Annotated in this window: 20 protein-coding genes; 15 read left to right on the top strand and 5 right to left on the bottom strand. The window is 37.5% G+C overall.

What is annotated here, in order from left to right; all coding sequences use genetic code 11:
• Position 1 precedes the first annotated feature (1 nt).
• Genes mscK through seqA form a run of 3 tightly spaced genes read right to left on the bottom strand, consistent with a single transcriptional unit; the run spans position 2 to position 5,332 of the window.
• Positions 2 to 3,340 (bottom strand): mechanosensitive channel MscK, encoded by a 3,339-nt coding sequence (mscK, locus tag KP712_RS00920; protein ID WP_048954143.1) that lies wholly within the window; start codon positions 3,338 to 3,340, stop codon positions 2 to 4.
• A gap of 16 nt (positions 3,341 to 3,356) precedes the next feature.
• On the bottom strand, positions 3,357 to 4,718 hold the full coding sequence (gene menE / locus KP712_RS00915; RefSeq protein WP_048954312.1) for an o-succinylbenzoate--CoA ligase: 1,362 nt from the start codon (positions 4,716 to 4,718) through the stop codon (positions 3,357 to 3,359).
• 2 nt (positions 4,719 to 4,720) lie between these two features.
• Positions 4,721 to 5,332, bottom strand: coding sequence for a replication initiation negative regulator SeqA (seqA, locus tag KP712_RS00910; RefSeq protein ID WP_048954144.1), 612 nt, complete (start codon positions 5,330 to 5,332; stop codon positions 4,721 to 4,723).
• A 69-nt stretch (positions 5,333 to 5,401) separates the two neighbouring features.
• On the opposite strand from seqA, the gene KP712_RS00905 reads away from it, so the two are divergent.
• The 3 genes from KP712_RS00905 to fur all read left to right on the top strand — a co-directional run bounded on the left by KP712_RS00905 (position 5,402) and on the right by fur (position 7,277).
• A complete protein-coding gene (locus KP712_RS00905) occupies positions 5,402 to 6,184 on the top strand; it encodes an alpha/beta fold hydrolase (RefSeq protein WP_111407187.1) in 783 nt (260 codons plus the stop codon).
• Between the two features lie 98 nt (positions 6,185 to 6,282).
• On the top strand, positions 6,283 to 6,807 hold the full coding sequence (gene fldA, locus KP712_RS00900) for a flavodoxin FldA (protein ID WP_111407186.1): 525 nt from the start codon (positions 6,283 to 6,285) through the stop codon (positions 6,805 to 6,807).
• 29 nt (positions 6,808 to 6,836) lie between these two features.
• Positions 6,837 to 7,277: a ferric iron uptake transcriptional regulator gene (gene fur / locus KP712_RS00895; RefSeq protein WP_048954146.1), complete on the top strand. Its 441-nt coding sequence runs from the start codon at positions 6,837 to 6,839 to the stop codon at positions 7,275 to 7,277.
• A gap of 134 nt (positions 7,278 to 7,411) precedes the next feature.
• Here fur and cysS read toward each other — a convergent pair whose 3' ends face one another.
• Positions 7,412 to 8,791: a cysteine--tRNA ligase gene (cysS, locus tag KP712_RS00890; protein WP_111407185.1), complete on the bottom strand. Its 1,380-nt coding sequence runs from the start codon at positions 8,789 to 8,791 to the stop codon at positions 7,412 to 7,414.
• A gap of 102 nt (positions 8,792 to 8,893) precedes the next feature.
• Here cysS and KP712_RS00885 point away from each other — a divergent pair, with 102 nt between their 5' ends.
• From KP712_RS00885 to gdhA, 12 genes are all read left to right on the top strand, one after another.
• Positions 8,894 to 9,403 carry a peptidylprolyl isomerase gene (locus KP712_RS00885; RefSeq protein WP_005634038.1) on the top strand — a complete coding sequence of 170 codons (510 nt, stop codon included), beginning with the start codon at positions 8,894 to 8,896 and terminating at the stop codon, positions 9,401 to 9,403.
• Between the two features lie 54 nt (positions 9,404 to 9,457).
• Complete coding sequence (locus KP712_RS00880) at positions 9,458 to 10,246, top strand: TatD family hydrolase (protein ID WP_215770579.1); 789 nt, start codon at positions 9,458 to 9,460, stop codon at positions 10,244 to 10,246.
• A gap of 111 nt (positions 10,247 to 10,357) precedes the next feature.
• Positions 10,358 to 11,485, top strand: a complete 1,128-nt coding sequence (locus tag KP712_RS00875) for an acyl-CoA dehydrogenase family protein (protein ID WP_215770470.1) — start codon at positions 10,358 to 10,360, stop codon at positions 11,483 to 11,485.
• Between the two features lie 13 nt (positions 11,486 to 11,498).
• Positions 11,499 to 12,305, top strand: a complete 807-nt coding sequence (locus tag KP712_RS00870) for a phosphate/phosphite/phosphonate ABC transporter substrate-binding protein (protein ID WP_134079936.1) — start codon at positions 11,499 to 11,501, stop codon at positions 12,303 to 12,305.
• A gap of 53 nt (positions 12,306 to 12,358) precedes the next feature.
• The gene (locus KP712_RS00865; RefSeq protein WP_215767878.1) at positions 12,359 to 13,528 is read left to right on the top strand and encodes a cobalamin-independent methionine synthase II family protein; all 1,170 of its coding nucleotides are present in this window, start codon (positions 12,359 to 12,361) and stop codon (positions 13,526 to 13,528) included.
• A complete protein-coding gene (locus KP712_RS00860) occupies positions 13,521 to 13,985 on the top strand; it encodes an OsmC family protein (protein WP_140450196.1) in 465 nt (154 codons plus the stop codon). Before KP712_RS00865 ends, KP712_RS00860 begins: the two co-directional genes overlap by 8 nt.
• 248 nt (positions 13,986 to 14,233) lie before the next feature.
• Positions 14,234 to 16,261: a BCCT family transporter gene (locus KP712_RS00855; protein WP_164994207.1), complete on the top strand. Its 2,028-nt coding sequence runs from the start codon at positions 14,234 to 14,236 to the stop codon at positions 16,259 to 16,261.
• 128 nt (positions 16,262 to 16,389) lie between these two features.
• Positions 16,390 to 16,620: a twin-arginine translocase TatA/TatE family subunit gene (gene tatA / locus KP712_RS00850; protein WP_048954155.1), complete on the top strand. Its 231-nt coding sequence runs from the start codon at positions 16,390 to 16,392 to the stop codon at positions 16,618 to 16,620.
• Positions 16,621 to 16,622: 2 nt separating this feature from the next.
• Positions 16,623 to 17,183 (top strand): Sec-independent protein translocase protein TatB, encoded by a 561-nt coding sequence (gene tatB / locus KP712_RS00845; protein WP_065264539.1) that lies wholly within the window; start codon positions 16,623 to 16,625, stop codon positions 17,181 to 17,183.
• A gap of 9 nt (positions 17,184 to 17,192) precedes the next feature.
• Positions 17,193 to 17,963 (top strand): twin-arginine translocase subunit TatC, encoded by a 771-nt coding sequence (tatC, locus tag KP712_RS00840; protein WP_048954157.1) that lies wholly within the window; start codon positions 17,193 to 17,195, stop codon positions 17,961 to 17,963.
• A gap of 53 nt (positions 17,964 to 18,016) precedes the next feature.
• Positions 18,017 to 19,039 carry a porphobilinogen synthase gene (hemB, locus tag KP712_RS00835; RefSeq protein ID WP_111407178.1) on the top strand — a complete coding sequence of 341 codons (1,023 nt, stop codon included), beginning with the start codon at positions 18,017 to 18,019 and terminating at the stop codon, positions 19,037 to 19,039.
• A 208-nt stretch (positions 19,040 to 19,247) separates the two neighbouring features.
• Positions 19,248 to 20,597, top strand: coding sequence for an NADP-specific glutamate dehydrogenase (gene gdhA / locus KP712_RS00830; RefSeq protein WP_111407177.1), 1,350 nt, complete (start codon positions 19,248 to 19,250; stop codon positions 20,595 to 20,597).
• Between the two features lie 84 nt (positions 20,598 to 20,681).
• On the opposite strand, the gene gshAB is transcribed toward gdhA, so the two are convergent.
• Complete coding sequence (gene gshAB, locus KP712_RS00825; protein WP_111407176.1) at positions 20,682 to 22,970, bottom strand: bifunctional glutamate--cysteine ligase GshA/glutathione synthetase GshB; 2,289 nt, start codon at positions 22,968 to 22,970, stop codon at positions 20,682 to 20,684.
• Positions 22,971 to 23,008 lie beyond the last annotated feature (38 nt).

The following is a 23,008-nucleotide window of genomic DNA, read 5'->3' as shown; positions in this document are numbered from 1 at the left end:
TTTAATTAGTTTTAGTTAATTTTTCCATATTAATAAATGGAATCTCTTCACCCGTGTCGTTATTTTTAATAAAGATATCCAATTGATTGAAAGCAATGTCTATATTATTTTCTTTAAATAATTGATTTACACGGCGATTTAATAAATCTAGCGTATCATTACGATCTGAAACCTGTCCGACATAAACTCGTAACTCATGGTCTAAAGTGCTTGCACCAAAATTTAAAAACAACGCTCTTGGCTCAGGCTCTTTTAAAACGCTCGGCAATTCATTAGCAGCTTGTAACAACAAACGTTTTACTAATTCTAAATCGGAGTTATAAGCAACCCCCACAGATATAACTAAACGAGTAATGGTATTTGATAATGCCCAGTTCGTCACTTGCCCTGTTACAAACGATTTATTCGGCACAATCACTTCTTTTCTATCAGGATCAATCATTGTAATTGCACGAATACGGATTTTCGCTACCGTACCGGTGACACCATTTATGGTAACGGTATCGCCCACTCGAATTGGGCGTTCAAACAATAAAATAATCCCAGATACAAAGTTTGCAAAGATTTCTTGCATACCAAAGCCCAAACCAACTGAAAGGGCTGCAAACAACCATTGCAATTTAGACCACGACATGCCTAATGTAGCAAATGCCCACGCCCCGCCAACCGCAACTAAAACATAAGTTAATAATGTAGTAATAGTATAAGGCGTGCCTTGTGAAAGTTTAACCCGTGAGAAAATTAGTACTTCTAAAATACCTGAGATATTGCGTACTAACACATAAGTAATCCCTACAATAACCAAGGCAACGAGAAGATTAAATAAAGTGATACTTTCCATCACTGTGCCAGCTTCAGTAGTTGTTGTTTGCTGCCATAAGGTAACTTCACGCAAATAACTTGCCACCGTTACAAGATCTGACCAAACATAGTAGAAAATGCCAAACAAAGCAGTCCAAATGAAAAGATCCGCAAAACGCAATAATTGGCTACGCACTTCATTCAGCGCTAAGCCTTCTTCTTTTTCATTAAGAACAAGCTCATCGGATGTTGATCCTTCATTGATGCTTGCCCGTTTCTGATTACGTTTTTCTTCTAAACGGCGATGAGCCAAGCGACGAGAGGATACAGTAATACCACGATAAATCACTTGACGAATTAACCACCACACACACCATGCGATATAAGAATTAATCAGATGCTGTATTAAATTCAACGCAGTGTAATAGTATCCCAAGGCAACTAATATCACTAAGCCAACAGGAATAATCTGTAAACCGAATTGAACGATTTTGACAATAATGTGGTTATGGCTTTTTTTCTCATCTTCGTAAGAACGTAGCACATTTTTGAAACGTGGGGCGATGATAATAATGCAGAACAGCAATGAAACTATTGTATTCACCTGTCCAATCACATCATTTGCTAACCCATAATCGGTCACGTTACTAAATACTGATGTATTCAGTAACAACACAACCGCTACAACAATACGTTTAATTACACTTTGAAAACGCACCGCACTTTGTTGAGAAAATTCAAAGTGATGGACAAAAATCCCATTTGGGCGGAATAAAGAAAGCCAAAACGTGAAGAACCACCAATAGCCCGCCATACTAAACGACCAATCCCAAAACTCAGTTGGATTTTTCACAAAAAAGAAACCAATCATTTGACAAATGGCTAAAAACCATAATGTCCCTGAAAGAGTTAAAAATGCAGTCAATAATATAGCTAATGGAGTATTCCATTGATTGTCATATTTCAAACGATTAATTTCACTATTAATTTTGGCTAAACGCTGTTTAATACGTTCTTTAAAGCGAAAAATCGCACCGCCTACAACAAACAGAGCAAAGAAATACATCAGCAAATAAGGTAAATTACTATAGTTGGTTGGAAAACCAATTTTCTTCACAATACCATCTACTTGAGCAACAAATATATGTGGTAATTCACTAAACCAATCTAAATTAATAGGATTATTACTTTTAACCCAAAAACTTTGTTGATCTAATTTAGCTTGGACTTGATCACTTATTTGAGTAATTTGCTGCTGAGTAAGCTCTAATGAAATAGCTAAATTAAGCTGGCTATTCAATGATTTAATTAAGTCAGATAAAACTTTCCGACGCTCAGTTAATAAATTCGTTAATTGAATCTTCTCTGTATTACTAAATTTTTCGCCTTCATCTGATTCTACTTTAAGAATATAAGCATCTAAATCGTAAAGCTCATTACGTTTTTGAGTAATATCAAAAATCTGAACCCTCAAATCCGCAATTTGTTTTGATAAACCTTGAATATTTAAATTAGTTGGTAATTTTTGTTTTTGTTGCTGAATAATACGAGAAAGTACCAATGTACCTTGTAAAGCGCTAATTTGTTCATCAATCGTATGTTGAGTTTGAGTAAGACTCTCCAACACATTACGCATTCTCAAGTCATCTTGCGTCAAGATATTAGTTTTCTCAGTTTGTTGTAGCAAATATTGACTCAAGTCCGCATTACGCGCCAATTCTTTCTGAATATAGGCATTTTTTGCACTATTTAGTTGCTGTTGCTGAACTTGTTCCACTTGGTTTTGAGTTTGCGCTAAGTTTTTCTGATTAATCACTTCTTGGATCGCCACAATTTGTTGCTGTAGCACCTGTAAACGAGCATTTAACAAATCATAGCGACTTTGATAAAGCAATGTCAGCTGATCACTATTTTTCAATAAATCTTGGTTGTAAGCGTTTTTTAAATCAATCAGCTGTAATTCTATTTGATTTTTTTGACGTAAAGTTTTTGTAAGATTGCTATCGGCTAATTGTTGATTAATTTCTTGTGTACGTTTCAAATTCTCAGTAAGACTGGTTTGTGCACGCTCAGATACAGAACTTTGCCCCGCTAATTGAGTATTCGCTTTACTTAGTGCTGTTTGCGTTTCCTGCTGTTGAGCACTAAGTTTGCTTAATGCAGCCTGTAAATCTGCTAAATTTTGTGCTTGATAATCGACTGATTTAGATTGTTCTAACTGCTTCTTAAACGCTAATAAATCCGCATTATTTTTTTTAATTTCACTGTCAGCATGGGCTAAAACATCATGTAAATCTTCATTATTTTTTTGTTGAGTTTGAATGAGTTGCAATAAATCTAAAGAGGTTTGCAATTCATTAATAAGTGCTGTTTTTGCACCACCATCAGCCATTTTTTGCACATCAGCCAAATCTGCGGTGAGCTCTTGCTCCGTAGGTAATAATATATTGCTTTTATTTGCAGCCAATGCTGGATGCACCATCGCCCAACCAATTAAAGCTGTAGCTAAAAGTGCGGTGAAAAAACGTGATGTTTTCATAATTTACCTGTATTTTTTATTGTTCGTTTATTTGTTTTGCTAACCAATCGGCAAGCACTTTACGTGATATTTTTATTGCGCCAGCAGATAGATCTACTGGCAATTCATAATAAGCTATTGGCTGTTTAAAACGAGCCAATTTATCTTGTAAAAATTCAGTGAGTTTTTCGACCGCACTTTGATTAAAGGGTTCATTCAAAGCAACAATCGCAACTGGGCGATAGCCAAATTCATGATCGGCTTTAGGTAAAACAAAAACTTGTTTCACCATAGAATTTTTCAGCATCACTTGCTCTATTTCTTCTGGCTGAATATTTTCACCGCCAGAAATAAACATATTATCAAGTCGTCCGATAATAACCAGCTCGCCCTCTTGCAAAATACCTTTATCTTTTGTCTGAAGCCAGCCGTCACTACTCGTTAATGGAAAAATTTGTCGTTCTTTCCAATACCCCATTGCCAAACCCGCGCCTTTTAGCCAAACTTCATCGTGCACCAAACGATATTCTCGACCTAATAACGGTTGGCCTACGCCTTGTTTTTCATCAGATTTTTTGGCAAAAACCGTAGACGCCATTTCTGTCATGCCATAACCAGAATACGTTTCGATACCATATTTCACCATTTTTTGTGTAAGTTCTGTCGGAATATGCGCACCGCCCAGTAAAATATGGCGTGTAGCAAATGAAATGCTCGGATTTTTCTGTAAATAATCTAATAAACGCTGTAATTGTGTTGGTACAAGAGAAACGTGAGTCGCCTCCAATAATGAAGCGTAAAAATCCGTTTTCGGAAAATGCAATTCAGCACCACAACTCAACCAACGCCAAACAATACCTTGTCCTGAAACATGATATAACGGCAAGGAAAGTAGCCAAGAATGTTCGCTATCAAACTTCATCAATTCGCATACGCCCTTCGCATTATCTAAATGCGCTTGAACATTATGTACTACCGCTTTTGGCAAACCTGTAGAGCCAGACGTGAGCGTCATTGTCGCAGGGCGAAAGAAATCAGCTTTTTGGATTACAACATCGGCTTTTGGCAAATCCCTCAAATCTTCATCATAAAAACAAAAATCGATGTGATGAACTTCACACAACTCAGCAATTTTTTCTTGAGGGAAAGCCGGATTAATACCTAGAATTTTTGCACCAAATTGGATTGTGGCAAGATATAAAAATAAAATGTTTTCTGTATTTTTTCCAATAAAAGCAACCGCACTTTCAGGATTTACACCTTTATTTTGTAAAAAGGAAACAGTTTGGTTCACTTTCTCGGCTACTTGCGCCCAATTAAAAATATCGCCCTGTGCAGTGCGCAAGGCGATTTTATGAGAAAACTTAGGTTGGATAGCAAATGCTTGCCAAGGATACATCATTAATTTACCGTGAAATATGCCCGCACTTCGTCAATTAAACTTTCAGGCAAATCCATTGATTGCATTGCGCCTTCCAACATCAGCATTTTACGACCACTGTTTGTATTAGTAATAACCCAATAAGGCGTATCTGGAATTTGTTTGGGTTTTGTATGATTACCGGTCATTAACAATGTCGCTTCATCACGCGCAAAATAAACTCGAGTACGGCCTTGTAAAGATTCTGTGGCTTGTGCAAAACTCTCAGGATTAGTGCGATAAAGCACGCGTAGAATAGCTAAGAAACGCGTAACAGCTTTGCCTTCTTCTTGAAATTCTGTCGAGTTCAACAACGTTTGAACTTTTTCTACGATCTGATTAATCGCAGTTATCGGCTGTTTTTTGGTCGGTTTTACACTTTCTGACTTAGCAGGTTCAGTCAGTACTTCCACTTTTGATTCTGTTTTTTCGTTATTTTCAGCCGGAACAAATGTTAAGTCATCGGCGAAAACACTCGCATGTGCCGGTAAATTAAGCAAACGGCGTAAAATATCCGAAGCACTTTCCCCAATAGAGCGGGTTTGGCTCGCAATGTATTGGTATAATTCTTCATCAACTTCAATGATCTTCATTTTTTTCTCTCTGTTTGCTAGAATTTTTTTAATTATAGCGACTTCTTTACAAATTCTCACGCAAAAATTATGGCAAATTCATTGCTCAATTATCAATTTAATCAAGTAAAACAAACGATTAATTCTCCAACTTTAGTTTTTATTCATGGTTTGTTCGGGGATATGAATAACCTTGGCATCATCGCCAGAGCTTTTAGCGAAAATTACAATATTTTACGCGTAGATCTGCGCAATCACGGACATAGTTTTCATTCGGAAAAAATGACTTATCAACTTATGGCTGAAGATGTTATTGCAGTCATTCGCCACTTAAATTTACCCAAAGTGATATTAATTGGCCATTCTATGGGGGGAAAAACCGCCATGAGAATCACCGCACTTTGCCCTGAATTAGTCGAAAAATTAATTGTAATTGATATGTCTCCCCTGCCTTACGAAGGATTTGGACATAAAGATGTGTTTAATGGCTTATTCGCTGTAAAAAATGCAGCCCCTCAAACTCGTCAAGAGGCAAAACCACTCTTAGAAAAGGAAATTGACGATCAGGATGTTGTGCAATTTATGCTGAAATCTTTTGAGCCCAGTTCACCTAATTATTTTCGCTTTAATCTCACCGCACTTTTCAATAATTACGCTAACATTATGGATTGGGAAAAGGTACATGTACTCACGCCGACGCTGTTTATTAAAGGCGGAAATTCTTCTTATATAAAAATAGAGAATAGCGACAAAATTTTAGAACAATTTCCTCATGCAACATCTTTTACTATTAGTGGTTGTGGGCATTGGGTGCATGCTGAAAAACCTGAATTTGTTATACGTACGATAGAGCGATTTGTAAATAAGAATTAATTAATTTAAATGAGAATACTTTTGTAGTATACTCCCACATAATTTAGGGTATATCCCCTATTTATAATCAATACGTTAAATTTTAAAAGGAAAGAAAAATGGCAGTTGTTGGTCTATTTTATGGCAGTGACACAGGCAATACCGAAAACATCGCGAAAATGATCCAAAAACAATTAGGTAATGACTTAATCGATATTCGTGATATTGCAAAAAGTAGCAAAGAAGATATTGAAGCATACGATTTCTTACTTTTCGGTATTCCGACTTGGTATTACGGTGAAGCACAAGCTGACTGGGATGATTTTTTCCCAACACTAGAAGAAATTGATTTTAAAGATAAACTCGTAGGTATTTTCGGCTGTGGCGATCAAGAGGACTATGCTGATTATTTCTGTGATGCTATCGGCACCGTGCGTGACATCGTAGAACCACACGGCGCAATCATTGTGGGGAACTGGCCAACTGAAGGCTATACTTTTGAAGCATCAAAAGCATTATTGGAAGATGGAACTTTCATTGGGTTGTGTATTGATGAAGATCGTCAACCTGAGCTCACGGCAGAACGTGTAGAAAAATGGTGTAAACAAATTTACGATGAAATGTGTTTAGCTGAGCTTGCTTAGCATTTCGCTCACAAAAGTAAGGGAACATTATGTCTGAAGAAAACATTAAATTACTTAAAAAAGCTGGATTAAAAATCACTGAACCTCGTTTAACCATTCTTGCTTTAATGCAAAATCACAAAAATGAGCATTTTTCTGCAGAAGATGTATATAAGATTTTACTTGAACAAGGTAGTGAAATTGGGCTTGCAACGGTTTATCGTGTACTTAATCAATTTGACGAAGCACACATTTTAATCCGTCATAATTTTGAAGGAAATAAATCAGTATTTGAATTAGCTCCGGTCGAGCACCACGATCACATTATCTGCGAGGATTGCGGAAAAGTATTTGAATTCACTGATAATATTATTGAGCAACGCCAACGCGAAATTAGCGAACAATATGGTATTAAATTAAAAGCTCACAGTTTATACCTTTACGGTAAGTGTAGTGACATCAATAAATGTGATGAAAACTCAAATAAATAATCTCAGCAAGGCGACTAAAAGTCGCCTTTATTTTTTCCATTTATCAATTTCAATAAAAATACCCAATCACTTCTCTAACCAACTTCATTGGTCAGTTTTTGAATCTAAATGTGATTCTATAGGCAATAAACTTGTTATTGCTTACGCCAAATTGTTCCATTCGCACCATCTTCTAATACGATGCCCATAGCGGTAAGCTCATTACGCGCAGCATCTGCAGCTGCCCAATCTTTAGCTGCACGAGCTTCGTTGCGTTGTTTAATCAGTGCTTCAATTTTTGCTACTTCATCATCGTTAGAACCTGCTTGTAAGAATTTCTCTGGTTCTTGTTGAAGTAATCCTAAAATCGCCCCCAATTCACGCAAACGAGCGGCAAGTCCATTGGCTTTCTCAGAATCCTCTGTTTTTAACTTGTTAATTTCACGCGCCATTTCGAATAAAACAGAAAGTGCATTTGGCGTATTAAAATCATCATCCATTGCTTCACGGAAAGTTTCTACAAAATGTTCTCCGCCAAAAGCAACCGCACTTTGATCCGTTCCGCGTAAAGCCGTGTATAAACGTTCCAACGCACCTTGCGCTAAATTCAAGTTTTCTTCGCTGTAATTGAGCTGGCTACGATAATGTGCCGTTAATAAGAAATAACGTACAGCCTCTGCATTATAGTGATTTAATACATCACGAATAGTGAAGAAATTGCCGAGGGATTTCGACATTTTTTCTTTATCCACCATAATCATGCCGGAATGGATCCAATAATTCACATATTGACCACCATGCGCACAGCAAGATTGTGCGATTTCATTTTCGTGGTGAGGAAACATTAAATCAGAGCCACCACCGTGAATATCAAAATGTTCACCAAGTTGTTTGCAGTTCATTGCAGAACATTCAATGTGCCAACCTGGACGCCCTGCCCCCCAAGGAGAAGACCAACTTGGTTCGTTTTCTTTCGACATTTTCCAAAGCACGAAATCCATTGGATTTTTCTTGATTTCATTGATTTCAATACGTGCACCAGCTTGTAATTGCTCAAGATCTTGACGAGATAATTTGCCGTATTCTTTAAAACTTTCCACATCAAACATCACATCGCCATTATCCGCAACATAAGCATGTCCGCGTTTAATTAATTTTTCCACAATTTCAATGATTTCAGGAATATGATGAGTCGCGCGAGGTTCAAAATCAGGACGTAATACATTAAGTGCATCAAAATCTTTATACATTTCTTGCACCATGCGATCCACTAGCTGATCACAGGTTTCTTTGTTTTCTAACGCACGTTTAATAATTTTGTCATCTACGTCCGTAATATTGCGCACATAAGTTAAATCGTAACCCAAAGAACGCAAATAACGGGCAATCACATCAAAACACACAAAAGTGCGTCCATGACCGATATGGCACAAATCATAAACAGTAACGCCACAAACATACATTCCCACTTTATTTTCGTGGATAGGTTTAAAGATTTCTTTTTCTCTCGTTAAGGTATTGAAAATTTTTAGCATTTTTAAGCTCGTAAAATGAAATAAAAACAAACCGCACTTTTATAGCACTTTTACCTCGATTGTGGAATAATACGACCCTTAATTTTTCAGAAGGAAAACAAAATGGTTACGTTACACACAAACTTTGGCGACATTAAAATTAAATTGGATTTTGATAAAGCTCCAGTTACAGCAGAAAACTTCTTAAATTACTGTAAAGACGGTTTTTATAATAACACAATTTTTCACCGTGTTATTGATGGCTTTATGATTCAAGGCGGCGGTATGGAAAGCGGTATGCGCGAAAAAGCAACCAAAGCACCAATCCAAAATGAAGCGAACAATCGTTTAAGTAACAAACGTGGAACCATTGCAATGGCTCGCACTTCAGATCCACATTCAGCGACAGCACAATTTTTCATTAACGTGGCAGACAATGATTTCTTAAATTATCGTTCAAAAGAAATGTTTGGTCGCGAAGTCGTTCAAGAATGGGGCTATGCGGTATTTGGTGAAGTGGTTGAAGGGATGGATGTTGTTGATAAAATCAAAAAAGTGAAAACAGGCAACAAAGGCTTTCATCAAGATGTTCCAACTGAAGATGTAGTGATTACATCGGTTTCAGTAGAATAATGGTGAATGGCGGATGAATTCCGCCATTTTTTATCGACCTAAAGGAAAATGCTCATGCCTTTCTTCGACACTCACACGCATCTTGATTATCTCCAACAATTTACTGGGGAGCCTTTATCACAGCTTGTTGATAATGCTAAGCAAGCCGATGTGCAAAAAATACTGATTGTGGCAGTGAAAGAAGCTGATTTTAAAACAATCCAAAATATGACCGCACTTTTTCCTGATAATTTGCGCTATGGGCTTGGGTTACATCCTCTTTATATTCAAGAACACGCCGAAAATGATTTGATTCTGTTAGAACAAGCCTTAAAAAATCGTGATGCAAATTGCACGGCGGTGGCAGAAATTGGTTTGGAACGCGCGATTCCCGATTTGCTCACCGATGAACTTTGGGCAAAACAATGTCATTTTTTTGAAAGCCAACTTTATTTGGCAAAGCAATTTAATTTACCCGTCAATATTCACAGTCGAAAAACCCATGATCAAATTTTTACTTTTTTAAAACGTATTCCATTATCTAAACTTGGCGTGGTACACGGTTTTTCAGGAAGCTACGATCAAGCAAAACGCTTTGTTGATTTAGGTTATAAAATCGGGGTTGGCGGTACTATCACTTATGAACGCGCCAATAAAACTCGTCAAGCGATTGCAAAACTACCACTTGATGCCTTAGTGTTGGAAACAGACAGTCCAGATATGCCTGTATTTGGTTTTCAAGGCCAACCTAATCGACCAGAACGTATTGTGGAAAGTTTCAAAGCCCTTTGTACCTTAAGAAATGAACCTGCTGAATTGATTAAAAAAGTCACATGGGAAAATGCTTGCCAGATTTTTTCTTGATCCACGTCACATTACTGAAATTATTTTGAATTAAATACTGGAAAAAAGAAACCGAGCATAATAATATCCGCCTCGTAGAAAGTTTTTCTCAATACACAATAAGGATATATTATGTCGCAAATCTATACTCAGGTGAGAAAGTTAGCGGAACAGTTTATTGAGCCTTACGCCAACGAACTCGATCAAAAAAAAGAATTTCCTGTTCAGGCATTTAAGGAATTAGGTAAAGCCGGTTGGTTTTCACTTTTAATTCCAAAAGAATACGGCGGAATGGGATTAACCCTAAAAGAACACGCTGAAGTCTGTATGGCCTTAGCTGAAAGTTCAGCCTCTGCTGGTCTCTGTTACATGATGAGTAACGTTGCAGTGAATTGTTTAAATCTATTCGGCAGCGATCAACTCAAACAAAAAATCTTTTCTGACATTGTTCAAAATCAAACCTTCGCCGCACTCGCCTATAGTGAATTAGGCACAGGTACTCACTTCTATATTACCGATGCAACCGCACAATTTAATGCTGAACATGCAGTATTCAATGGCTTAAAATCCATGGTGACATCTGGCAATTATGCTTCTTATTATTTAGCGCTTTTGCCTTCCGAAAATGGTGAAACTATTGATAACTGGGTGCTTCCACTTGGTACTCAAGGATTAACTTTTGAATCCGATAGCTGGAATGGCTTAGGTATGCGTAGCAATGTCTCTTGCTTTATGCGAATGACCGATATGCCATTAGATCGTGGCTGGCGTATTGGCGAAGTTGGCGCAGGCGCAGAACAAGTATTTGGTGGAATTGCACCTGCCTTTATTTGTGGTTTGGCGGCTGTCTATAGCGGCGTATGTAAAGCCGTGCTTACTGAGGCAATTAAACATTCAACTCACCGTAAATACACATCTGGTACTGCATTAGCTGAAATCGAAACCGTGCAAATTCACTTAGCGAAAATCTATGCAAATACGAATGCGGCTGTATGTGCTACGCGAGATGCGGCTCGAGCAGCCACAGAAGGTGATGCAGATGCATTAGCTAAATTATTAGCTGCCCGAATTCTTGCGAGCGAAAACGCAATTACTCTTGCACAAATTGGTATGCGTATTGGCGGTGGCAAGGCTTATAACAAAATGGGACCTATGGAACGCTATTTACGCGATGCATTAGCAAGTCAAGTGATGGCGCCAAGTGTCGATGTGCTAAATATTTGGTTAGGTAAAGCCATTACAGGTCAACAAATTCCATAAAGTGCGGTGAAAAATGAGTGAGAAATTAAAAATTGGGGCGGTAATCTACGCCCCACAAGTGACAGTGATTTGGGGCATTATTGCAGACTTTTTCGAAAAAGAAGGCTTCCCTATTGAACCCGTGTATTTCAAAGACTACAAAGGACAAGTTGATGCGTTACTCAATAATGAAATTGATATAGCGTGGAACTCTCCCCTAGCTTGGTTAGATGGTTACTTACGTAGTGGTGGTAAAACCTTAAATGGTGCCATGCGTGATACAGACCAAGATCGTCAAAGCTATTTAGTTGTTAATGATCCAAACATTCAATCTATTGAAGATTTAAAAAATAAAACTATAGCTTTTGGTGCAATTGATTCCCCACAAGCGCGGTTAATTCCTATCGAGTTTTTACATCAACATGGCTTGGAGTTTGGTCAAGATTATGTAGAAAAACGCTTTGATGTGGGTGTTGGTTTGCACGGCGATCATGTAGGCGGTGAATTAGATGCCGCCAATGCATTAAAAGATCGCCAAGTTGCGGCAACATGGATGTTAGATTTCAACTTTGAACGTTGGACAAAAGATGGCACACTCGATCCAGCAACAGTTCAAGTACTTGCAAAAACACCATTATTTGACCATTGTATTTTCAGTGGGCGCGTGGGATTAGATGAAACCAAATTCAATGCATTCACCGAAACCTTGTTCAAAATGGATTACAACAATCCAGAACATAAAGAAATGATGGATTTGGAAGGATTAAAACGTTGGGTTGCGGGTAGAACAAAAGGTTTTGCTCAATTACAAGCTGCCAATGAATATTTAAAATTCTTTTAATATCAATATGTCATGATGGGCGTGTAATAAACGCCCATCATTGTGGATTTTCTATGAAACCTTTCACTACTTCCCTTTTAGGCTCAATGCCTCGCAGCCAAGCACTTTTAATGGCACGTAAAAAACATGCACTCGGAAAAATAACCACAGCAGAACTTAATCAACTGGTTATTCAAGAAACAAAACAAATTGTCGAACTTCAACAACGAACTGGCATTGATATTATCACGAGTGGTGAATTACTTCGCGACAATTACCTTTCTTTTATTGCACAAAAAATTCAAGGCGCGACCTTAATGAGCATGAGTGAAATGCTCGATCACATTAAAGAAAAGCAAATTTTTGAGTCAATGCTAGAAACCTTGGATGTTCCCGCACTCTCCATAAAAAATGCGATTTGCGTAGGAAAAATTAGCTACAAACAATCTTTAGTAGCAGATGAAATGCTACTACTGAAAAATCTAACCAAGCAACCAATTAAAGCAACCTTGCCAGGGCCTTACTTAATGGCTCGCTCCATGTGGCTTTCGCCTGTGTCTGGGCAACATTATTCATCAAAAGAAGAAATGGCAAAAGATGTTGTTGCTATCTTAAAGCAAGAAATTGATCATTTATGTGAGCTAGGCGTAAGTGTAGTTCAATTTGATGAGCCTGTTTTGACAGAAGTTATTTTTAGCCATCATCAAACACGTTCATTTATGTGTGCGGCGTTAAGCGAAAAACAAGATTTTGCTTCGGAACTACAGTTTGCAAAAAGTTTAATTACTCAAATCTTTGAGTATGCAAGAAATAAAAATATCAAAACCGCATTACATGTATGCCGTGGTAACTGGAGCAAAGATGAAAGCGTATTACTGCGCGGGCCTTATACATCATTAGTGGATTTATTTGAATCGGCATTACCCGATATTTTAATGCTCGAATTTTCTACGCCAAGAGCGGGAGAATTAAGTTCGTTATTAGAAAGTAAAATCCTAAGACAAAAATGTATTTTAGGCTTAGGCGTCATCAATCCTCGTTCTGATGAAGTGGAAACCGTAGATCAGATTGTTCAACGAGCAGAAAAAGCCCTAAATTTCCTTCCACCAGAGCAAATTTGGCTAAATCCAGATTGTGGATTTGCTACTTTTTCTAACCGCCCTTTAAATGGATTGGACATTATTGAAGCCAAACTTAAGGTATTAAATGATGCAAAATCAATATTGAGGGAACGTTATGTATAACGTACCTGAAAGTGAATGTTTTACTGCTAAATATCGAGCCGTATTACGCGGAGAAGAAATTAAATTATTCACACCGAATGACAGTATTTCGCTCTATTCACAAGTCAATTTCGATAACCAATCATTACAAAAAAGTGCGGTGGATTATTTCGCTGTTTCTATTTTAGGGGGCATTTTGAGCAGTGTAAAAGCGCATTTTGTTCAACAACGTGCCGATATTGTAGAAATGGAAGGAAAAATTTGGCTCAACCTCGCCAATCCTTTAACCTTACTTGGCGTCCGAGGTTATAATGACCCCCCCCAAATAACTGATTGTAAAATCAAGATTTTTATTTCATCTGATTTAAATGATCAAACATTTGCTCACCTCACTCAAACTGCATTAAGAAATTGTTTTATCTATAACACATTAAATAAAACGTTTTCTTTTACCGTCTTGTTTGAGCAAGTGTTGTGATTCATTATATTAATCAAAAATACAACTTAAACACCATCGATATTTTTATAAATTGAAATAATTATTACTTTTTGATATAATAAACGAAATTTTGGAAACAATCCTTCATATTCTACTGAGCGTTTCCTTCAAAATCGCACTTCTCCGTGCTACCATTTGCGATGGTTCCATCTCACCATTTAGGGCTTAAGGCCTTATTTTATTTAATCTGATTTTATTTTTATTCACTTAATTTTAAGGGGGAAGCGTTGTCTTTATCTAAATTTATGGAAAAGCAAACGTCGTTCAATCCTTTAGTGATTGGTGCAACGTTATTTTTTGTGGTGTTACTCGTTGCGATGATTTTAATCGCTCCGGAACAAACGCAAACTTTATTAAATGCCGCCAAATCGGGCATTTTTGCCAACTTTAGCTGGTTTTACGTATTAGCATTCTCAGTATTTTTGGGCTTTTTAGTCATTTTATCGGTCAGTAGCCTAGGTAATATCAAATTAGGCAATGATGAAGAAGAGCCTGAATTCGGTTTTCTCTCTTGGTTGGCAATGTTATTTGCTGCCGGCATGGGTGTAGGGTTGATGTTCTTTGGTGTAGCCGAACCCTTAACGCATTATTTATCTGATATTACCGCGGGTACAGCAGAACAAAAACAACAAGAGGCCTTGTTACACACCTTATTCCACTGGGGAATTCATGCGTGGGCGGTGTATGGCACGATTGCGTTGGCATTGGCTTACTTTGGATTCCGTTACAAATTACCTTTGGCATTACGTTCTTGTTTCTATCCGTTATTGAAAGAGCGTATTAATGGCAAGTTAGGCGATCTTATCGACATTATGGCGTTACTTGCCACCTTATTTGGTGTTATCACGACATTAGGTTTTGGAGCATCACAATTGGGTGCAGGCTTACATCAATTAGGCTGGATTAGTGAAAATAACTTCAGCTTGCAAATTATTGTGATTGCTGTGGTGATGACTTTGGCGACATTTTCCGCGATTTCTGGCGTAGGAAAAGGGGTAAAAATCTTAAGTGAGCTGAATTTAACACTAGCTTTCTGTTTGTTGATTTTCGTGTTAGTGGCGGGACCGACACTTTATTTATTATCTGCTTTTAGCGACAACATCGGAACTTATCTCAGCAATTTAGTACAATTAAGCTTCAAAACCTATGTGTATGAACAAGAACATACTGACTGGTTTAGCGGTTGGACAATTCTATATTGGGCATGGTGGTGTTCTTGGGCGCCATTTGTAGGTTTATTTATTGCGCGTATCTCGAAAGGACGTACCATTCGCGAATTTATTTTTGGCGTGCTGGTAATTCCTAGCATGTTCGGTATCTTGTGGTTTACCGTATTTGGTAATACGGCCATTTGGTTGAATGATGGTGAAGCTGCAGGTACGTTAGGACAAATGATTTCCTCACCTGAAACGTTGCTTTTTAAATTCTTAGATTATTTACCGCTTTCTAGTGTGACCGGTTTAGTGAGTTTGGTGGTGATTTCTTTATTCTTTATCACCTCGGCAGACTCCGGTATTTATGTATTAAATAACATTGCATCACGCGATAAAAGCCTTGCAGCACCTCGTTGGCAGGCCGTGATGTGGGGTGTATTAATGTCAGTCGTCGCAATTGTTTTAATGCAATCAGGTGGCTTAGCTAATCTACAGGCAATGACCTTGTTAGTGGCGTTACCTTTCGCAACGTTGATGTTATTGATGTGTTTTAGTTTATGGAAAGGCTTGAATGCGGACAAAAAATATTTTGATACCAAAGTTAATCCAACCAGTATTTTCTGGACGGGAGATAAGTGGAAAGAACGCTTGGAACAAATGATGAACCAAACACAAGAAAAAGATATTTTACATTTCCTTAAACATACGGTATTACCGGCTATGCGAGAATTACGTCAAGAGTTGATTGGCAAATATGACTTGAGCGTGCAAATTAACACGTTATTTGATCAAGATGAACCTGCAGTCGAGTTAGTCATTCAGAAAGAGTTGATGCGAGACTTTATGTACGGGGTAAAATCTATTGGTCGCGAGGTATCAGAGCAATTAATCAATGATGATAACTTGCCACATATCCAACATAGCATGACCTATGAGCCATACACCTATTTCTTTGATGGTCGAGTGGGTTATGATGTGCAATATATGGATCAAGACGAATTGATTGCTGATATGTTGAAACATTATGAACGCTACTTAAGTTTGTTAGATGATGTGGGGCAAGAATTGATGGCGCACGAGCAAACAGAACTGGCTGAATAATAAGACTAAAGTGCGGTTGAAAATAACCTTCTTTTTGACCGCACTTTTAAAATTACCTCTTGAGGCCAATGCATAAAAAGAGTATATTCAAGCCCAAATTTTCAATTTAATTCTAACGGAGTTTTTCTATGTTTGGTTTATCCCCAGCACAAATGATTATTTTATTAGTCGTGATTTTATTAGTATTTGGTACTAAAAAGTTACGCAATGCGGGCTCTGATCTTGGTGCAGCAGTAAAAGGTTTTAAAAAAGCAATGTCTGATGACGAGCCTAAAAAAGATGCTGAGTTTACCCAAATTAAAGACGCTACGACAACCTCTGAAAAAACTGAAACTGTAAAAAATAAAGAACAGGCATAACCGTGTTTGATATTGGTTTTTCCGAACTTGTTTTATTGATGCTGGTGGGCTTAGTGGTGCTAGGCCCTAAGCGTTTGCCCGTGGCTATTCGTACAGTTATGGGTTGGGTAAAAACCATTCGCGGCTTAGCTGCCAATGTGCAAAACGAATTAAAACAAGAACTAAAATTACAAGAATTACAAGATAGCATTAAAAAAGCTGAATCTTTAAATTTACAAACACTTTCTCCAGAATTAAGTAAAACGGTAGAAGAATTAAAAGCACAAGCAGATAAAATGAAATCCGAGCTGGAAGCCAAAGCTGCTGAAGCAGGCACGACAGTAGAAGAACAAATCAAAGAAATTAAAAATGCGGCAGAAAATGGGGACAAATCCAAAGATGCTGTAGTAGCACTGGATTCATCAGAAATTTTGCCGAAAGAAGAAAATCAACTTACTGATTTAACCACGCTTGATGCTCACGAGCAGGCAGAACTCACAGAACGCCTATCTGATTACTATCCTCCAGATGATATTGAAGTCATACCTGTATCGAAATCTCAATCGAAAAAATCTGAATTATAGGGAATTTGTATGAGTAATGTGGATGAATCTCAACCCCTAATTACACACCTTGTTGAATTAAGAAACCGTCTTTTACGCAGTGTGATTTGCGTTGCATTGGTATTTGTTGCGCTCGTTTATTTTTCAAATGATATTTATCATTTTGTTGCAGCTCCCTTAACTAACGTTATGCCAAAAGGCGCAACAATGATCGCAACAAATATTCAAACGCCCTTCTTTACGCCTATTAAATTAACGGCAATCGTCGCAGTATTTATTTCCGTTCCTTATTTGCTCTACCAGGTTTGGGCATTTGTTGCACCAGCTCTATACCAACATGAAAAAAGAATGATTTACCCATTGTTATTTTCAAGCACTATTCTTTTTTATTGTGGGGTGGCTTTTGCTTATTATGTAGTGTTTCCTTTTGTATTTAGCTTTTTTACCCAAACTGCACCTGAAGGTGTCGCAATTGCCACAGATATTAGTAGTTATTTAGATTTCGCATTGGCATTATTTTTAGCTTTTGGCGTCTGTTTTGAAGTCCCAATTGCTATTATTTTACTTTGTTGGACAGGTGTAACAACGGTAAAAGCCCTTTCTGAAAAACGCCCTTATATCATTGTCGGTGCATTTTTTATTGGAATGATTCTAACCCCACCCGATGTATTTTCACAAACGCTACTTGCTGTACCAATGATTCTTCTATTTGAATTAGGTTTATTAGTTGCTCGTTTTTATCAGCCAAAAGAAGATGAAAGTGCAGTTGAAAATACTGAAGAACCAAATAAAATGGAATAATAAATTGGGGGGCATCGCCCCCTTTCTCATTATATAAGAAAAAGGACTATAATATGACTCAACAAATTTTTACAGGATTTCCTACCCGCCGCCTACGTCGTTTACGTAAACATGATTTTAGTCGTCGTTTAATGGCTGAAAATAAACTCACCGTAGACGATCTTATTTATCCGGTATTTATTCTTGAAGGTGAAAACTATCGTGAGGCTGTTCCCTCTATGCCAGGTGTTGAACGTCTAACTATCGATCAACTTCTTATTGAAGCAGGTTTACTAGTTAAATATGGTGTTCCTGTCATTTCATTATTTCCTGTAATTGAACAAGATAAAAAATCTCTAATGGCAGAAGAAGCCTATAATTCAAGCGGTCTAGTACAACGCGCAGTTCGAGCATTAAAAAATGCTTATCCAGAATTAGGGGTATTAACAGATGTTGCACTTGACCCTTATACAAGCCATGGACAAGATGGAATTATTGATGAAGACGGCTATGTTCTTAACGACATCACCTCTGATATTCTCATCAAACAAGCTATTTCTCATGCTGAAGCAGGCGCTGATATTGTTGCGCCAAGTGATATGATGGATGGTCGTATTGGCCGTATTCGACAAGCATTAGAAGAAAAAGGATTTATTAACACACAAATTATGGCATATTCTGCCAAATATGCTTCTAATTATTATGGACCATTTCGTGATGCTGTCGGCTCATCAGGTAATTTAAAAGGCGGTGATAAAAAAACTTATCAACTTGATCCTGCAAATGGAGATGAGGGTTTACAAGAAGTCGCATTAGATCTACAAGAAGGCGCTGACATGGTCATGGTAAAACCAGGTATGCCATACTTAGATATGGTGTATCGCGTAAAAACACATTTTGGCGTACCTACTTTCGCTTATCAAGTTTCAGGTGAATACGCAATGCATATGGCAGCCATTCAAAATGGCTGGCTAAAAGAAAAAGAATGTATTATGGAATCACTACTTTGCTTCAAACGAGCTGGTGCCGACGGAATTTTGACTTATTTTGCAAAACAAGTCGCAGAATGGCTTTATTTAGAAGGGAAAAATAAGTAAAACCATAATATTATGATTAATAATTTAGATTTCATCTAAAAAAAAGCAAGAAAATTTAATTTTCTTGCTTTTTTTATTCTCTTTTTATCTTTTTATCACAATAAATATTGCAATATTAAGTCTCTCGTTACATATTGTCACTAAGCCCCATCTAGAGGGTGATTCAAATACATACAGAAAAATACAACATCAATAGAGGAAACACATTATGACAATAATTACATCATTAGACGAATTTCTTGGGAAAATCGCTCAAAGAGATGCTCACCAACCTGAATTTTTACAGGCTGTTCGTGAAGTCTTCACTTCAATCTGGCCTTTCTTGGAAGCAAACCCTAAATACCGTTCAGAAGCTTTATTAGAGCGTTTAGTTGAGCCAGAGCGAGCATTCCAATTCCGTGTGGCATGGACTGATGATAAAGGCCAAGTTCAAGTAAACCGAGCTTTCCGCGTGCAATTCAACAGTGCAATTGGTCCTTTTAAAGGGGGAATGCGTTTTCATCCATCCGTTAACTTATCGATTTTAAAATTCTTAGGTTTTGAACAGATCTTTAAAAATGCCTTAACCACATTGCCAATGGGTGGTGCGAAAGGGGGATCAGATTTTGATCCTAAAGGAAAATCAGATGCTGAAGTGATGCGTTTCTGCCAAGCGTTAATGGCCGAATTGTATCGTCATGTTGGCCCAGATACCGATGTGCCTGCTGGTGATATTGGGGTTGGTGGCCGTGAAGTAGGATATCTTGCAGGCTATATGAAAAAATTATCAAACCAAGCGGCTTGTGTGTTTACTGGTCGTGGTCTTTCATTCGGTGGGAGCTTAATTCGCCCAGAGGCAACAGGTTATGGATTGGTTTATTTTGCCCAAGCAATGCTTGCAGAGAAAGGGGATAGCTTCCAAGGTAAAACGGTTTTAGTTTCCGGTTCGGGTAACGTGGCACAATATGCGATTGAAAAAGCGATGGCGCTTGGTGCAAAAGTCGTAACCTGCTCTGACTCTGCGGGTTATGTATATTTGCCTGAAGGATTTGATCGTGAAAAATTAGAGGCTTTATTAGAGCTTAAAAATGTAAAACGTGGTCGAGTAGAAGAATTTGCAAAACAATTTGGTCTTCAATATTTTGCAGGTAAACGCCCTTGGGAAGTGAAAGCTGATATTGCCCTTCCTTGCGCAACCCAAAACGAATTAGAGATTTCAGATGCGAAAGCTCTAATTGCAAACGGTGTGAAATTGGTTGCTGAGGGTGCAAACATGCCAACTACTATCGAAGCAACAGATGCATTCTTAGAGGCTGGTGTATTATTTGGTCCAGGTAAAGCAGCCAATGCTGGTGGCGTAGCAACCTCTGGCTTAGAAATGGCACAAAGTTCCCAACGCTTATATTGGACGGCAGAAGAAGTTGATGCCAAATTGCATCGTATTATGTTAGATATTCATGCTAACTGCAAAAAATATGGTTCTATCGCAGGTCAACAAAATATTAACTATGTGGTAGGAGCGAATATTGCAGGTTTTGTTAAAGTTGCTGATGCCATGTTGGCACAGGGTGTATATTAATTTAACACATACAACATAAACGTTTCTTATCAACCGCACTTTAATTAGTTAAAGTGCGGTTATTTCTTATCACTTAATTTGATACTACATTTCTATATCTGGAAACAACATTTTAATGACATTTTTAGTCAATCTTCTTGATTTACCTTGATAAGGGAAAATATGCATCATCATCATTGGATTAAAATTAGCTTCAATCACTCCCCAGGAGTTTAAGGATGGTTCAGCTTGCTTTGTTAAATCAGGAATAATTAAATCGACCCCGCAAACTTTAGCCCCCATTGCATGAGCAACCCCTACAGCAATCTGTTTATAACTCTCGTGCATTTTATCAGTCATATCAATAGAATCCCCCCCCGTACTGATATTAGAATTAGCACGTAACTGCACAATTTGGCCAGCCTGAGGTACACTATCTGGTGTTAATCCTTGTTCTTTTAACTGTAATAATTCTATGTCACCCAAAGCGATCTTTTTGAGAGGTGAACGAGAACCATCTCCCCGTAAAGGATCTGAATTTTTTATCTCGACCAATTCACGCACCGTATTCTTTCCATCACCTATAACATTTGCAGGTACACGCAACAACACTGCAAGCGTTTCATCCCCCAAAACAAAGAAGCGATATTCTGTACCAATTAAATAATCTTCAACCATCACTTCTTTATCTTCGCGAAAAGCAATCTCAATCGCTTTGACAAAATCCTCTCTATGTGTCACACCCTGTTTGAAAATTGTGATGCCTAAACCATAATTTGTGGATTTTGGTTTAATAACAACAGCGCGTCCTTCAAATAAAGCATAATGTGCAACGGCCTGTTCAATCGATGTAAACTCCAAGCTTTTTGGTACATTAAAACCAGCCTTTGATAATACTTTCTTTGTCACTACCTTATTTTCCATAATCAATGGAGAGATATATTGATCATGGCTAGTCATATTACCATTTTTAACATATTCAAGGTGTTCACCAAATTTAAGCGCAAGAAATTGATCATTCTCATCTAAAATTTCAGTCGTAACACCTTTTTGAATTAAATCAAATAATAAAGCTTGAGTGGAGAGTTCCATATTATCAAATGCAGATAAAGCATAAAAACGTTTAAAAGCTTGAGCTTTATATTGCTTCGCAAGTTTTACCCCCAAGGCTTTATAACTTCCCTCCTGCTCAATCGCTTTGAGCAATTTTCCATTTACTGTTAGACTTGGTTCTGCCAATTGTGCCAGTTTTTCTTCCGAAATTTTAACCGCTCTTTCATCTGCATTGATAATTTTCAACATATCAATAATTTGGCTTAATATTGCTTCACCTTCTTCTCTAAATGCTGTTTGCTCACGAGGGTCTTCAAGAGATACTTGATATAATCTTTGTTTACCAAGCTCTACTTCTTTTTGACCACTTGTCTCATCAAGCCATAACATTCCTAATAAGAAAATATGAATAAATTTTGCATCATCTAGACTGATACCATATGGCTCAAGTGGATTCAAATCAAACAAACGAAATTCTGCATATTGAACGCCTTTTTCTAGCAATTCACGAGCTTTTTTCGAACCTCGTAAACGAACATTAGAATAAAATTCTTTTTCTGCAATCAAATGACCAGATTTAACTTGAAACTCTAATGTTTCTACATAATTTTCAAGGTTATCATGATTCACCACAACATTAGATGAATTAACGTAACCATAAGGACTAGAACGTAAACTACGTACTAACAGCCCCTCTTTCAAAGGAAAATTCAGTACGCCATTTCGAGAAAAATAATTTGCTTCCACTGTCGGACTTGCTGCAAGTAAATAAACTAAAATCCACTGATAGCGTAGAAAATTATTAGCCAATTTCATATATAAGGCATTTTGAAAATCTTTAAGATGAGTATATTCATCTTGCAACAAGAATATAGCTTTCACAAATTCAGATGACAGTTGGAAATTGTAGTGAATTCCACTTACCATTTGCTTGTATTTACCATATTGTTTAGACAGATGCTCGCGATATTCAACATCTTCCTGTTTATCAAGCTGCGCCTCTTGAATCTCATTTTCTGATGGTAATCCCGCTGGCATACTAAATGGGAAAATGTATTCATTTTCAGGTAAAGAACGCAACACCACCTCATGAATTGCAGAAAGCCAACGTAGGCTATCTTCCAGTTTAGCATTTGGTGGCGTAATCAACTCAAGCTGGCTTTCGGCAAAATCTGTTTGAATATAGGGATGATAAGAACGATTACCAAATACACGTGGATGAGGCGTCGTTACAATATTTCCCTTATCGTCAATACGTTGACTTTCCTTTTCTAAACCAAATTGACCTTGCTGAAAAAGTAAACCTAGTTGATATTGTTTAACCCATTGTTGTAATTTCATTATGTACCCTTTCAAATAAAACTTTTGTTGAAATAATA

It is taken from the genome of Haemophilus sp. SZY H68 (assembly GCF_018829685.1).
GTDB classification, from domain to species: Bacteria; Pseudomonadota; Gammaproteobacteria; order Enterobacterales; family Pasteurellaceae; genus Haemophilus; species Haemophilus haemolyticus_K.
This window is presented reverse-complemented; position numbering and strand designations above follow the sequence as displayed.